The following is a 14771-nucleotide window of genomic DNA, read 5'->3' as shown; positions in this document are numbered from 1 at the left end:
TTTGAAAAACAATCTGAAGACTTTAAAGTGGAGAAAGTTAATGGATAAGATCATCAAAAAAAATGAAGTAGGTGTTGCGGCTATTGGTGGTCTAGGCGAAATCGGAAAAAACACCTATGCGGTTCAGTATCGTGATGAGATTATTATTATCGATGCTGGAGTTAAATTCCCTGGAGATAATATCCTTGGGATAGACTATGTAATTCCAGACTATTCATATATTGAAAAAAATGTTGATAAAATTAAAGCATTGATAATTACTCATGGTCACGAAGATCACATTGGTGGTTTACCATTTCTACTTAGAAAGGTAAATCTTCCAATTTATGGAGGACCACTAGCGATTGGTCTTATAAGATCAAAATTAGAGGAGCATAATTTATTAGCAAAAGCTGAGTTAAATGTTATTGATGAAGATACAGTGTTGAGTTTTAAATACTTAAAGGTTTCATTTCATAATACTTCTCACTCTATTCCAGACTCATTTGGTGTTATTGTTAATACTCCTCAAGGAAATATTGTTCATACAGGAGACTTTAAATTTGACTTTACACCAGTAGGACAAGGATCAAACTTACATAAAATGGCAGCAATAGGAGAAGAAGGTGTGTTATGCTTACTTTCTGACTCAACTAACTCAGAGAGAACGGAATTTACTCAAAGTGAAAAAGAAGTAGGAAAAACCATTTCTAATATACTTCGTAAAGAAAAACATAGAGTTATATTCGCTACTTTCGCTTCTAACGTATATCGTGTTAAACAAGTTGTTGAAGCTTGTATAGAGCACGGTAGGAAAATTGTAGTATTCGGTCGCTCTATGGAAAAAGCTATAAAAATAGGTACGGAGTTAGGGTATATAAAAGCCCCTAAAGAAACTTTTGTTAATAGTAAATATCTTAACCAGGTAGATCCTAATAAATTATTAATACTATGTACAGGGACTCAAGGTGAGGAACTTGCAGCCTTAAGTAGAATAGCTAATGGTACACACAAAAAAATTACGATTATGCCAACTGATACGGTAATTTTTGCGAGTTCTGCAATTCCAGGAAATACACTTTCAATAAATAAAAACATAGATTTATTATCAAAATTGGGTGCTAATGTTATTACATCTAGTGTTAATAATGTTCATACATCAGGACACGGTTCTAAAGAAGAACAAAAACTAATGTTCAGACTTATTAAGCCGAAATACTTTATGCCAATTCACGGTGAGTACAGAATGCAGGTTATTCATGCTCAAACTGCGGCTGAATGTGATATTCCTTTAGAAAATTCATTCATCATGGAGAACGGTGAAGTATTAGCTTTAACAAGTGATAGTGCTAGAATTGCCGGGAAATTTGAAGCTTCTGACGTTTATGTAGACGGTCTTGGAATTGGTGATATTGGTAGTGTTGTGATTAAAGATAGAAAAGAGCTTTCTGAAGAAGGTGTTATTGTAGTTTCAATCGCAATTGACTTTAAAAATAAAAAACTAATGAATAATCCAGATGTGATAAGCCGTGGATTCGTAAATGTTAATGAATCGATGGAATTATTTGGACAAGCTAAAGGAGTCATTAAAGACGCGGTATTATCAGTTCTAGAAAGTGAAGATTGCGGTGTTTACCAAGTGAGACAACAAATTTTAGAATCACTTGGACAATTTTTAGAAAGTGAAATAGGAAGAAAACCTGTTATTTTACCAACAATATTGGAGGTGTAAATATGAAATACAGAAGTGTATTTGATATTATAGGTCCGGTAATGGTAGGACCATCTAGTTCACATACGGCAGGTGCAGTTCGTATCGGTCTTTTTACAAGATATATTTTTGGAAGGCAGCCTGAAAATGTAAAAATAACATTATACGGTTCTTTCAAAGAGACATATAAAGGGCATGGGACTGACATTGCGTTAATAGGAGGATTATTGGGATATAACACTTCAGATAAACGTATTAGAACTAGTATGGAAGATGCTAAATTAGCAGGTATGGAATTTGAATTTGTAGAAAGTGAAATCGAACATGTTCATCCTAACACAGCAAAAATAGAAGTTGAAGCGGGAAGATATAGTTTAGATCTTATTGGAAAATCAATAGGTGGAGGGAAGATGGTTATTTTTGAACTTCTTGGATTCGATGTAAATCTTTCAGGAGATTTTCCTTGTTATTTCATATTTTATAAATTCAATAACAATAATAAAAAAGATCTTTCGGTAAAAATAGAAGAAATCTTCGGAGATAAAAAAGTTAATGAAAAATATTCTAGTTCAATTTTAGAAGGAATTAACTTATTAGTTGTCGAATCACTAGAAGAATTAAATGAAGAAAATATGCAGAAATTAACTGAACTAGAGTATATTAATGAAGTAAAATTTGCAGATAGGTTGTAGAGGGTACAAAAATGTTTACTAGTTTAGCAGAAATAGTTGAAAAATCAAAATTAGAAAATAAACCAGTTTCTGAGTTAATGATTGAACAAGAAATAGAGTTAAATGGTGTAACACGTTCTGCGGTTGAAAAATTAATGAAAAGAAATCTAAATGTAATGATGCAAGCTGTTGATGAAGGTTTAGCAGGAGTAAGTTCGAAAACTGGACTTACTGGAGGAGATGCTAAGAAATTACAAGAGTATATTAACAGTGGAAAATCTATTACAGGTAGTGATTTTTTAAATGGTGTAGCAGCAGCGATAGCAACTAATGAGGTTAATGCTTCACTTGGTCTGATTTGTGCAACACCAACTGCAGGATCAGCGGGTGTTCTGCCTGGATGTATTCACGCATTAAAAGAAAAATTCAATATAGACGAAGAAACACAGTTGAAAATGTTATTTACAGCTGGAGCTTTTGGTTTTGTAGTAGCTAATAATGCTTCATGTTCAGGAGCAGAAGGTGGATGTCAAGCTGAAATAGGATCTGCTAGTGCAATGGCTGCAGCAGCTATAGTAGAGGCAATGGGAGGCGATGCAGAGATGAGCGCTCATGCCTTTGCTATAGCCCTAAAAAATATGTTAGGTTTGGTATGTGACCCAGTAGCTGGATTAGTAGAAGTCCCTTGTGTTAAGAGGAATGCAGCTGGGGCCTCAACAGCTCTTATGGCGGCAGATTTAGCCTTAGCAGGTATAAAAAGTAGAATTCCTGCTGATGAGGTATTAGAAGCAATGTATAAAATAGGATTAGAAATGTCTACAACATTAAAAGAAACAGCTAAAGGCGGTTTAGCAATTACTAAAACTGGAGAAAAATATAGGAGTTTATTATTCGGTAATGATTAATATTTTAGAAAAATCAGTAGGAACTATAAAAGGCGTAGGGAAGAAATATTTACAAACTTTAAACGAACTAGAGATATATACTATTCGTGACGTTTTGTATAATATTCCCTATAGAGTATCTAGTTCTACTGATTTTTCTTCATCTGTAAAAGATAATGAAAAAGTAATTACTACTGGAAGAATCGAGACAAGAGTAAGTACACAATTTTATGGTAATAGGAGGAGTAGGTCTTTCTTTACACTTTCTACTTCATCTGGAAGTATTAAAATTGTGTTTTTTAATCAACATTATTTAAAGAAAAACTTAATAGAGGGTAGAGATGTAGTAGTGAAAGGAACATATAATGCTACTAATAACACTATTACAGCTTCTAGTATAAGTTTTAATAGTGCTGAGGAAAAGCCAAAGGGAGATACAATAGAAGTTTTTTATCATCTTAAACAAGGTATTACTCAGAAAAAATTTATAAAACTGGTAGAAGAATCATTTAAGATGATAGATGGGGAAAATGTAATTCTTGATTTAGTACCTGAAAATTTTAAGGGAATTTGGAAGTTGGAAAAAATTCTGTTTACTCTACATTATCCAAAAAATTCTGATGAATTTGACAAAGCTAGAAAGATGTTTGCGTTTCATGAATTATTTAACTATCAATTAAAGCTGCAACTTCAAAATATTAATAGTAGAATAGAGGATGCAAGATATAGCATAGGCATAGCTGATTTTTATGTAGAAGAATTTAAAAATAGTCTACCATTTAAATTAACTGGTGCACAAAGTAGAGTTATCAAAGAGATAGTAAAAGATTTAAATGAACCTTTTAAGATGGATAGATTGTTACAAGGTGATGTAGGTAGTGGTAAAACAGCCGTAGCAGCTGCTACGTTATACTCAGTTATAAAAGCTGGGTATCAAACAGCGATAATGTCACCGACAGAAATACTTGCTAATCAGCATTTTGAAACATTTTTTGAATTTTTTAAAGATTTAAATATTTCAGTTGCTCTTTTAACGAGTAGTACACCAAAGAAAGAAAGAAACACAATTTTAAGTTTACTTGAAGTTGGTGAGGTAGAATTATTAATAGGAACACATTCTTTAATTCAAGAAGATGTGATATTCAAAAATTTAAAATATGTAATTACTGATGAACAACATCGTTTCGGAGTAAAACAACGACAAATATTAAGTAATAAAGGGGAGGCGGTTAATTCATTAATGATGACAGCGACCCCGATACCACGAAGTTTGGCAATTACTTTAATAACTGACATTAAGGTGTCGACAATTGATGAATTGCCAGCAGGTAGAAAGAAAGTACAAACTTATAAGGCTAATAATAAAAGTTTCTACAAAGTTCTAGACAATATTCGTATGGAGTTAGATAACGGTAGACAAGGTTACGTAGTCTGTCCATTAATTGAAGAATCAGAGAAAATGGATCTTCAAAATGTAGAAGAAACTTACGAAAATATTAAAAATTATTTACCAAAAGACTACAAAATTGCAATATTACATGGTAAAATGAGTAATAAAGAAAAAGATGCTATTGTAGAAAAATTTCTAAATAAAGAAATACATATACTTATCTCAACAACAGTAATCGAAGTTGGGGTGAATGTACCGAATGCGACATTTATGATAATAGTAGATGCTCATCGATTTGGGCTTGCTACATTACATCAACTTCGAGGAAGAGTAGGGAGAAGTGAATTTCAATCATATTGTATATTAGTAACCGATTCAAAAAGTGAACGAATAGATATTATGTGTTTGGAAAACGATGGTTTTAAAATTGCAGAGTTTGATTTGAAACAACGCGGGCCAGGAGATTTCTTTGGTACAAAACAAAGTGGGGTACCTAGTTTTAAAGTAGCGGATTTAATAAACGATGTAGATTTAATGTACTTGGCTAAGAGATTAGCAGTGAAAATTATTGAAGTTACTGATAATAAAGAACGTTTATTACAATATGTCGGATTAGAAGAAACGATAATTTAGGAGGATATAATGAGTAAGAAACTAAAAAATGCATTTCTTAATGTGTTGATAGTAGTATTATTATGTACATCTGTTGTGTTAATATTCAAAAATCAAATTAGAGAATTTTTAACAGGAAATGCAAATGATAAGATTATTACGGCATATAAAAATGGTAAAGGTGAAGTAGATATACCATGGTGGCAAAAAATGTTTACAGATAACGAATCAAAGATTAAATTAACAGATTCAATGTTAGGAATTTTAAAAATTGATAGTGTGGATATAGAAGAACCAATCTTTGAAAATGTTACTGAAATTAACTTAATTAATGGAGTAGCAACATCACAAGAACCTTCGCATTTAGATGCTCAAAACGTAGTAATTGCTGGGCACAGTGTGCAAGGTGTTGGAATAAGATTTAACAACTTAACAAAGATTAAAAATGGTGATAAAATCCAAATTATATCAAAAGATAAATTACGAACATATGAAGTAAGTAAATTGTATGATGTAACACCAACGCAAGTTGAGATTTTGGAACAACATGAGAATGAACCGAAGATTTTAAAATTATTCACTTGTGATAATTTTAATCCACAAACTGGAGAATGGGAAAGCCGATTTGTAGTAGAAGCAAAATTAATAGGAGAAGAAAGCGCATAATATTATGAAAATAGGTATAGATATTTTAGGTGTAGATGAACCTGGTAGAATTATAAATTTTGTAAATAGTTATGATGATAATGAAGTAGAATTCTATGTTTATGGTTTAGAAGAGAACTTAGACAAAATAACTAAGACTAAAAATATTGTTAAAAATGTTTGTACAGAAGAAGTGCTAATGTCAGATGATGCAGCACGTGTTCATAGAAAGAAAAAAGATGCTTCTATGATTAGAATGCTATCTGATTTAAATAATGATATCATTGATGTTGCAATTTCGGGTGGTAGTACAGGTGCCTTTATGGCGAGCTCACTGTTTATGTTAGGTCGTATTGAAGGTATATCAAAACCAGGATTAGCATCATTATTACCAACAAGTTCTGAGCATAAATTCTTATTAACAGATCTAGGTGCTAATGTAGAAGCTAAATCTGACGATTTAGTAAACTATGCTAAACTTGGACAGTTATACATGAAGTATATTTATAAAATCGATGAACCTTCTGTTGCTTTGCTAAATGTTGGTGTTGAGGAAACTAAAGGTAATAAAGTTTACAAAGAAGCTCATAAGATGATTAAAGAAGAAGTAGCTAATTTTAAAGGTAATATCGAAGCTAGAAATATATTAGAACATAGATTTGATGTAGTTATAGCTGATGGATTTGCGGGAAATATTCTGTTGAAATCGATAGAAGGTGTAGCTAGTTCTTTAGGAGCTATGATTAAGGGGATTTTCTTGAAAAACTTTAGAACTAAAATATCAGCACTATTAGTGAGAAAAGGAATTAAGGCATTTAAGAAAAAATTTGATTATAGTGAATATGGTGGAGCTTTCTTATTAGGTATTAAAAAACCAAGTATAAAAGTGCATGGTTCAGCTGATGAAAATGCATTATACTATGCTGTACAACAAGCAAAACAAATACACAAAACAAAACTTTATGATATAATGATAGAAACAATGGAAAAAGGAGAACAAAAATAATGGCGATTTTTGAAGAAGTAAAAGAAATTATTACAAAGTATATTAAAATAGATGCAGACAAAATTACATTAGATTCTAAATTAAATGAAGATCTAGATGCAGATTCTATTGATGTTGCTGATGTAGTAATGGATATTGAAGAAAAATATGGATTTGAATTTTCTGATGAAGATGCAGAAAGCATTGTAGAGATTAAAGACTTAGTAAGAGTTATTGAAGAAAGAAAATAGTACTAAAAGAACTAGAGTTTAAATGAATAATAGACTCTAGTTTTTAGCGTTTTTTTCGATTTGCTAAAAGGTATTAATAGGGAATGTGCTCAAATACAATGAAATAGTTCTTTGAGTTTAATTATAGGAGGTTTGTATGAAAAAAAATACGGATATTATTATCTCAGATAGTATAGAAATAAAAAATATGATTTATAATATTAGGGGAAAGCAGGTTATGCTTGATAGTGACTTGGCTTCTTTGTATCAAGTGGAAACTAAAGTATTTAATCAGGCGGTAAAAAGGAATATCAAAAGATTTCCTGAGTTTTTTCGTTTTCAACTTACAGAGAAAGAATTTAATAACTTGAGGTCACAATTTGTTACCTCAAGTTTAAATACACATGGTGGGAGAAGATATATGCCATATGTGTTTACAGAACAGGGAATTGCTATGCTTTCAGCTGTATTAAAAAGTGATATTGCTATTGAAATGAGTATTAAAATAATTAATAGCTTTGTAGAAATGAGAAATCTTTTGATGTTTAGTCAAGAATTGTATTCAAGATTAGATAGAGTAGAATTGAAGCAATTGGAAACTGACAAAAAATTAGAAGAAGTATTTACTTATATTGCTGGAAATAAAGAAGTAAAACAAAAAATATTTTTTAATGGTCAAATATATGATGCATTTAGTTTTCTTGTGAGTATAATTCAAAAAGCTAATAGAGAGATTATATTGATTGATAATTATATAGATATTTATACTTTAAATATTTTGTGTAAAAAAAACAGCAACGTAAAAGTTAAAATATATACTCCAGGTAAAGGAAATTTGACGACAAAAGATATTGAAAAATTTAACGAGCAGTATACAAATTTAACTGTAAAAACAAATAAAGATTTTCATGATAGATTTTTAATTTTAGATAGTAACAAAGTTTATCACATAGGAGCATCTATTAAGGATGCAGGGAAGAAAAATTTCGGTGTTACAAAAATAGAAGAAAATTGTTTTAAAGAAAATCTATTAAGTAAGATAGAGTAAGGTATAATTTTTAACTAATTATTAGTTTTGTATGATAAGATAATTTACAATATTATCTATATCAAATAAATTTTAACTATTTAGCTTTTAACTAGTTGAGAAATATGGTATAATTTACTAGAAAATAAATAAAAAAGGAGAATAGTTTATATATGGAAATGTTATTTAAACTATTGGCTGAACACGTTTATATTATATTATTTGTTTCGCTAATCTTGGAATTTGCGGCTCTACCATTGCCAGGTGAAACTATGATGGTTGTGGCTGGAATTATGGCATATAATGGTCATGGTAACTACGTTGGGATGGTAATAGCAAGTGCCTTAGGAACGGTAATCGGGATGCAATTTTCTTACGAAGTAGGAAGAAGATTAGGAACAAAGGCTATAGATAAGTATGGTATATATATAGGATTAACTCCATATAGAATGATGAAAGCGGCAGAATTTTTCAACAAATTTGGAAATATAGTTATAATTATAGCTTATTTCTTGCCGGGAGTTAGACATATTTTAGGATACTTTTCAGGGATTTCACGTATAGATGCAAAACGATTCCATATATATTCTACATTAGGTGGTGTATTTTGGGTAATAGTATTTATTACTCTAGGTTATGTTCTTGGACCTAGTGCACACCATGTATTCCACTTAATGCATAAGTACGGTACGATGATATTTATATTAGGGATTGCAGCGTTATTTGTTTATCTAATTTATAAAAAATTAGGTGTGAAAGAGTTTTCTACTTACTTTAAAAAGAATATTAAATATATTGTTGTATTACTTTTAGTAGAAGCGGCAGTATTGGTGAAGTTTGTAGTTTTAGACCCTAAAGCACATCCTAAGTTTAAGTCTGAAGTAATCTTTTATTGTTTAGCATTTTTAGCATTTGTTGCATTTTTAGCATACTTAAGAGTAACGCTAAAACATGATACAACTGAAAAATTATTAGTAGTTGTTGACTATCAAAAAGACTTCGTAGACGGAGCATTAGGTTTTGAAACAGCCGATCAACTTGATCAGGTTATTGCTAATAAAATCGATGAATATATAAAAGCTGGACAAGACGTGATATTCACAAAAGATACTCATTATACAAATTATTTAACTACAAGAGAAGGTAAACATTTACCAGTTGAACACTGCATAATTGATAGTGAGGGGCATAAACTATATGGAAAAGTTGCAAGTTATGAAAAATACGCTAAAAAGGTATTTAATAAAACTTCATTTGGAAGTATAGACTTAGCTAAGTTTATTTCACGTAGTGACTATAAAGAAGTGGAATTTTGTGGTTTAGTATCGAATATTTGTGTCTTAAGTAATATAATTATGACACAAACATATAATGAAAAAGTGGAAATAGTAGTTGATTTAAATGCTACTAAAGGTTTAAGTGAGGAAGTTAATTCATCATTTAAAACATATCTACAAAATTTAACAGTCAATGTAAAAGAATAAAATACAATATGAATCATTTTCCGAACGTTGGGGATATGATTCATATTTTTTTTGTTTTCATTGGAAAATTAGTGAAGTTTATGGTAAACTAATGAATAAAATTAGGAAAGAGGGAATTATTATGAATTATTTATTAGTATCACCAAATTTTCCAGTAATGCAAGAATTTTTTGCCAAAAAATTAGTAGAAAAAGGTGTGAAAGTACTAGGTATAGGAAATGAAAGCTATGATAATTTATCAGATTCTTTAAAAAGTTCTTTAAGTGAATATTATAAAGTAGACGATTTAGAAAATTATGAAGATGTTCTTAGAGGTGTAGCATTTCTAATATATAAACATGGAACTATAGATAGAGTTGAATCGAATAACGAGCATTGGTTAATGTTGGATGCAACTATTAGAGAAGAATTTAATATTAAAGGTGTTCAACCAGCAGAACTTGATTTTACAAAATATAAATCAAGAATGAAAGAAAAGTTCAAAAGTGCTAAAGTTCCAGTTGCCGAAGGTGTTGCTGTATCAAATATAAGTGAATTAAACGAGGCTATTAAGAATATTAAATTACCTGTAATTGCTAAACCAGATAATGGTGTGGGAGCAAGTAATACATATAAGTTATTATCAAATTCAGATGTTGAAGACTTTAAAAAGCAATGGAATCAAGATGTTGTTTATTTCATAGAAAGTTATGTAGATAATGGTATTCTTTGCACCTATGATGGACTGATTGATTCTAATGGGGAAATTGTATTTGAAACAAGTTTTTATTATACAAAACCTACTTTAGATTTACTTAACGGTGGTCTAGATTATGCTAATGTCATCGAAAAGAAAATTGATCCTAAACTACAAAAATACGGTAGAAAGATTGTTAAAGAGTTTGGAATGAAGGAAAGATTCTTCCATATTGAATTTTTCAAGCTGCCTAACGGAGATTATATTGCATTAGAATATAATAATCGTATAGCAGGAGGATATACAATAGACTTATATAATCATACTTATGAGTGTGATTTATACGATATGTATTCTAAGGTAGTAATAGGAGAAAATATTGAAAAAGTAAATAATAATTTCTTCGGAATTGCTCTTTCACGAAGAGATAAATATAGCTATAAACATAGTTTAGAAAATATCAAAGATAAGTATAATGGGAAAATTAGACAAATCGAGAGAGTACCGGCAGTCTTTGCTACAGCTATGGGTGAAAGGATGTTTATATTAGTAGCTGAAAAGAGTGCGGAACTTAATGAAATGATGAGTTATATTCACGAAAAAAATGAATAGGAGGATTGTTTATGAAGAATAAGATTGTTAATGCATTATTGCAATTAGTAGGAATTATGGCTGTAGGAGCTGTAGTAGGGTATTCAGTTGGTAAGATTGCAGTAGGTTCACTTGCGAAAGTGGATACTCCAAATATCATATTTTTATTTATAGCAGGAGTGATAGCTTTTATTTTACAAGTCATAGTTCATGAAGCGGGACACTTATTTTTCGGATTACTATCAGGATATAAATTTATAAGTTTTAGAGTGTTTGATTTCAAAATTATAAAGGATGAAAATGAAAAACTTAAAATTAGATTTGAAAGACTAGCAGGAACTGGTGGTCAGTGTCTAATGAGAGCTCCTGAATATGTGGTAGGTAAATTTAAGTATAAATTATACTTATTAGGTGGAGTAATATTTAATGTGTTGTTTTCCGTTATATTTTGGATAGTTTTACCAAGCTATTATACATTACTATTCGCCTTAATAGGATTTGCATTAGCTTTTCTAAACTTGATTCCGATGGGATTCAACGATGGTATGACGTTTTACCACGCTAGTAAAGATGAAACTACTAGATTTGTTCTATACTTACAATTAGAGTACGTATATTATCAAAGTATTGGTAAGAATTTATTAATAGAACGACCAGAAGTAGTGGAGAAAATAAATTCAATGGAAATAACTAAAACTAATTATCTAACTGACTCATTAGAATTTATAAAATTAGATGGTTTAGAATATTTCTTTGAGTTTGGGGCTTTATATAATGAATCAAGAAAATTATATATTGAAAGAGATGATTTGTTACCAGTATATAAAATTGAACTTATGGCGATGTTAGTAAAATTAATAAGTCTTGTAAATCCTGAAGATGAATTGTTAGAAGAAATTATGAAGGATAAAACTTTATTAGCAAGGCTTAAACAAAAAAATCCACAAACGAAGAATATTTTAGCAACATACGAATATGGTGTGAAATTGGATGACGAGAAAGCTTTAGGATTAATAGCTGAAGCTAGAAAAATAAAAAATAAAGCACCAAATTTATATGTTCAAAATCTAGAGATGAAATATTGCGATTATTTAGAAGAAAAAATTTTAAGATAGTAAATAGAAGGACTGACCCAAAAGTACTAAAATTTTACAAAGTTCATATGAGAATACATATACGCAGTGATTTATTGATATCTAATAATCTGCGCAAGGGGTGACTCAAAAAATCGATTTCTATGAAATCATGATTTTAGAATCACCTCTTTTTATTTTTTATAATTACTAATTTACATAATATTATTTCTATAAATAGACTATTTGTATTTACTTAAAATTAACTTAAAATTTATTATGTAGACTTGACAAAAGTCGACTTAAAGCTTAAAATTAGTATTGGATTATTTTTATTAAATAATTTTTTTGAAAAAAAAAAAAAAAACTGAAACATTTAAATATTTTTTTATTATTGGAATTTGAATAATAATTGTATTAATGATTAGGAGGGTAAAAGATGTATAGTAAGAATAATAAGAAGATGATTATTCAAAAAGAACAAGAGAAAATAAATTACTATGGTATAAAGAAGTTTAATGCTGGTACAGCGTCGGTTTTAATTGCTGCTGGATTCGCATTTTTAGGTGGAGGAAGTGCATTAGCAAGTAATGATGCTCCTGCAACCATAACTAATACAGAGACTGTTAATAATAATGTAACAGCGATTAAAGAAGAGGTTTCTACTACTACACCAGCAAAAGCTAATAAAACTAATTTAAGTGCGGCAATAGCACGTGTTCAAGAGGCGATTGCTAACGCTAGAGTAACAGAAAAAACAGCATCAGCGATAGAAGATTCTAAAGCAGAGTTAGCAAGAGCACAAGCATTAGAGGCGAGTGAAGTAGCGACTCAAGGAGAAGTTGATAGAGAAACAGTTGCTTTAAAAAATAAAGCATTCGTATTAGAAAGTATGAAAAAAGCAACTGCTAAAGAAGTTGATAAATCCACAGAAGAAAAAGTAAACAAAAACCAAGATCCTAGAAATGGGAAAGCTATTCCTGGAAAAGGGGAGAGTGGGTTTAGAACGGATACATCAAGTAATAATGGTACAACAACTGTAACAAATGATGTATTGACACCAACAACACCGGCGAAACCAACTGCGAAAAATATTATAGGTAGTACAAGTACAGTATCACGAGAAAACTTTACTGGTTGGGATACGTATAAAATGCCGTTCGGTGTTCAATCTGGATCAGGAACACTAGGGGTAGACTCAGCGGAACAAAAAGCGAATGCTGAAGGATTACAATTCAGAGTGTTTTCTGATCAAAGAGCAGGTACTCGTGTTACACCTGGACCATCTAACTTTACATTTGAGTTGCAACCAAGTGATGTCAAGGCACGTGTTGACTACGGATTGAAACTTTCTGCAGAAGAAGTACAAAAAATTATTGAAGAAGCTCCTCTATGGCGTGGAAAATTGAAATATAATAATACAAGAATTCAAAGTTCAGCCGCTTCTACTTACTTTGGTGGTGGACCGTACGAATATTTATTATCAAGTATTTATAAACTTGGTTATGAACAAGGAATTGATAAAGTTTACGTCAAAGATGCAAGTAAACGTATTGAAGTAACAGAAGAAGCGAAAGCGGCAGGTTGGACTGTTTCTGATTTTACAGTATCAAATATGCCTGGGGGATTAGTATATGATAAACAATTGGATAGTATACAAGGGATTGTAACGCATAGTAGTCCATTTAACTATCAAAAACTAGTGGCGACAGTTACTTTTACTAATACCAAAACTGGAAAAAATGTAAGAATTCCGTTAGATCTACATAGATACGGTGGTACAGCATGGAAAGATGGTACGCCACCTACGTTAGAAATTAACGATGCCGTTAAAGAAGGTAAAGTAGGAGAAGAACTTGTAGTACCAGTAGAATATAGAGATGCTGGAGCTTCCCATGCCGGTGCACCAAATGGTAGAAATATTCCTTATAGTTTAACGGATGAAAATGGAAATCCTCTTAACCGTACAGCAACGATTAGAGAAACTGTGGGACGTGCAATTCTTGGTGTTTCTGGAGTGAAAATTACTGGAACTACAGGGGCAGACGCTAGTACTGTTACAGATTTAACAGGGGATGACACTAAAATTCCTGGTGTCGGTTTCACAATTGCCTCAAATGACATGACTGAACGAAATAAAAATGGATTTAAAGGGACACCGACTGAAGCAGGGATTTACCGTGTCTCTATTTATGCACGAGACTATAAAGAAACTAATGCGAATGAAGCATATGCACATGCTACCTTTAAAATTTCACCTGCAGTATCTGTGAAAAATGTACATGCATATGATAAAGAAGTACCAATCACAATTTCAAGAGGAGCTTCAGAAGCTACGATTACATTACCAGATGGGACAAATACGAAAATTGTTGCTAAAGATGGGAAATGGGTTGTTTCAGAAACAACAAATACAGCTGTAAATGTTAATGATGAGATTGGTACAGTTGGCGAAACTTTTAATCTAAAAGTACTTCCAACTGCAACAGCTAAAGCAGCTACGGATAATATTAAGGTAACTGCAAGTAGTGAAAATGTAACAGCAACATTTACAAGAGCAGAAGTAGCTTTAAAAACTAAACTTGGAGAAAATGTAACAGCAACCTTTAATAAAGTTACAGGTCGTTGGGATTTGCCAGCTGAAATCGCTGAGAAGAAAACAGTTAACAGTGATGGAACGACTACATGGTTAAAACGTGATTTATACGTTGATGTTGATAAAAACGGTGAAACAATATTCAATGTTTATGAATATACGCGTACCTTAAATGCAGAAGGAAAAGTAACAGCTGTTAGCGATCCTACTCGTACAT

At 31.0% G+C, this 14771-nt stretch carries 12 protein-coding genes; all 12 read left to right on the top strand.

Annotation, left to right across the window (positions count from 1 at the left end; genetic code table 11):
* Nucleotides 1-40 precede the first annotated feature (40 nt).
* Complete coding sequence (gene rnjA / locus RWQ73_RS06415) at nucleotides 41-1711, top strand: ribonuclease J1 (RefSeq protein WP_314407447.1); 1671 nt, start codon at nucleotides 41-43, stop codon at nucleotides 1709-1711.
* Between the two features lie 2 nt (nucleotides 1712-1713).
* Nucleotides 1714-2382 (top strand): L-serine ammonia-lyase, iron-sulfur-dependent subunit beta, encoded by a 669-nt coding sequence (gene sdaAB, locus RWQ73_RS06410; protein WP_314407446.1) that lies wholly within the window; start codon nucleotides 1714-1716, stop codon nucleotides 2380-2382.
* An 11-nt stretch (nucleotides 2383-2393) separates the two neighbouring features.
* Entirely contained in the window at nucleotides 2394-3266 is an 873-nt protein-coding gene (sdaAA, locus tag RWQ73_RS06405) for an L-serine ammonia-lyase, iron-sulfur-dependent, subunit alpha (protein ID WP_314407445.1), read from the top strand.
* Nucleotides 3259-5268, top strand: a complete 2010-nt coding sequence (recG, locus tag RWQ73_RS06400; protein ID WP_314407443.1) for an ATP-dependent DNA helicase RecG — start codon at nucleotides 3259-3261, stop codon at nucleotides 5266-5268. Before sdaAA ends, recG begins: the two co-directional genes overlap by 8 nt.
* A 9-nt stretch (nucleotides 5269-5277) precedes the next feature.
* A complete protein-coding gene (locus tag RWQ73_RS06395) occupies nucleotides 5278-5913 on the top strand; it encodes a class A sortase (protein WP_314407442.1) in 636 nt (211 codons plus the stop codon).
* A gap of 4 nt (nucleotides 5914-5917) precedes the next feature.
* Nucleotides 5918-6898 carry a phosphate acyltransferase PlsX gene (gene plsX, locus RWQ73_RS06390; protein WP_314407441.1) on the top strand — a complete coding sequence of 327 codons (981 nt, stop codon included), beginning with the start codon at nucleotides 5918-5920 and terminating at the stop codon, nucleotides 6896-6898.
* The gene (locus RWQ73_RS06385) at nucleotides 6898-7128 is read left to right on the top strand and encodes an acyl carrier protein (RefSeq protein WP_314407439.1); all 231 of its coding nucleotides are present in this window, start codon (nucleotides 6898-6900) and stop codon (nucleotides 7126-7128) included. The genes plsX and RWQ73_RS06385 overlap by 1 nt, the downstream gene beginning before the upstream one ends.
* A 136-nt stretch (nucleotides 7129-7264) precedes the next feature.
* A complete protein-coding gene (locus tag RWQ73_RS06380) occupies nucleotides 7265-8155 on the top strand; it encodes an ORF6N domain-containing protein (RefSeq protein ID WP_314407437.1) in 891 nt (296 codons plus the stop codon).
* Nucleotides 8156-8307: 152 nt separating this feature from the next.
* Nucleotides 8308-9618 carry an isochorismatase family protein gene (locus tag RWQ73_RS06375; protein ID WP_314407435.1) on the top strand — a complete coding sequence of 437 codons (1311 nt, stop codon included), beginning with the start codon at nucleotides 8308-8310 and terminating at the stop codon, nucleotides 9616-9618.
* 121 nt (nucleotides 9619-9739) lie between these two features.
* Nucleotides 9740-10906, top strand: coding sequence for a carbamoyl phosphate synthase large subunit (locus RWQ73_RS06370; protein ID WP_314407433.1), 1167 nt, complete (start codon nucleotides 9740-9742; stop codon nucleotides 10904-10906).
* An 11-nt stretch (nucleotides 10907-10917) separates the two neighbouring features.
* Nucleotides 10918-12000 (top strand): hypothetical protein, encoded by a 1083-nt coding sequence (locus RWQ73_RS06365; protein ID WP_314407431.1) that lies wholly within the window; start codon nucleotides 10918-10920, stop codon nucleotides 11998-12000.
* Nucleotides 12001-12397: 397 nt separating this feature from the next.
* Nucleotides 12398-14771: YSIRK-type signal peptide-containing protein (locus tag RWQ73_RS06360; RefSeq protein WP_314407429.1), on the top strand; the 2374-nt coding region annotated here is incomplete at its 3' end.

This window comes from uncultured Gemella sp. (assembly GCF_963525875.1).
GTDB lineage: Bacteria > Bacillota > Bacilli > Staphylococcales > Gemellaceae > Gemella.
Note: the sequence above shows the minus strand (reverse complement) of the source record. Positions and strands in the feature narration are given on the sequence as shown.

Excerpts from the sequence above, each read along its gene's own strand:
- RWQ73_RS06375 (WP_314407435.1), top strand. The coding sequence starts at position 8,308 with ATGGAAATGTTATTTAAACTATTGGCTGAACACGTTTATATTATATTA.
- RWQ73_RS06385 (WP_314407439.1), top strand. The coding sequence starts at position 6,898 with ATGGCGATTTTTGAAGAAGTAAAAGAAATTATTACAAAGTATATTAAA.
- rnjA (WP_314407447.1), top strand. The coding sequence starts at position 41 with ATGGATAAGATCATCAAAAAAAATGAAGTAGGTGTTGCGGCTATTGGT.
- sdaAB (WP_314407446.1), top strand. The coding sequence starts at position 1,714 with ATGAAATACAGAAGTGTATTTGATATTATAGGTCCGGTAATGGTAGGA.
- sdaAA (WP_314407445.1), top strand. The coding sequence starts at position 2,394 with ATGTTTACTAGTTTAGCAGAAATAGTTGAAAAATCAAAATTAGAAAAT.
- RWQ73_RS06380 (WP_314407437.1), top strand. The coding sequence starts at position 7,265 with ATGAAAAAAAATACGGATATTATTATCTCAGATAGTATAGAAATAAAA.
- RWQ73_RS06365 (WP_314407431.1), top strand. The coding sequence starts at position 10,918 with ATGAAGAATAAGATTGTTAATGCATTATTGCAATTAGTAGGAATTATG.
- RWQ73_RS06395 (WP_314407442.1), top strand. The coding sequence starts at position 5,278 with ATGAGTAAGAAACTAAAAAATGCATTTCTTAATGTGTTGATAGTAGTA.
- RWQ73_RS06370 (WP_314407433.1), top strand. The coding sequence starts at position 9,740 with ATGAATTATTTATTAGTATCACCAAATTTTCCAGTAATGCAAGAATTT.
- plsX (WP_314407441.1), top strand. The coding sequence starts at position 5,918 with ATGAAAATAGGTATAGATATTTTAGGTGTAGATGAACCTGGTAGAATT.
- recG (WP_314407443.1), top strand. The coding sequence starts at position 3,259 with ATGATTAATATTTTAGAAAAATCAGTAGGAACTATAAAAGGCGTAGGG.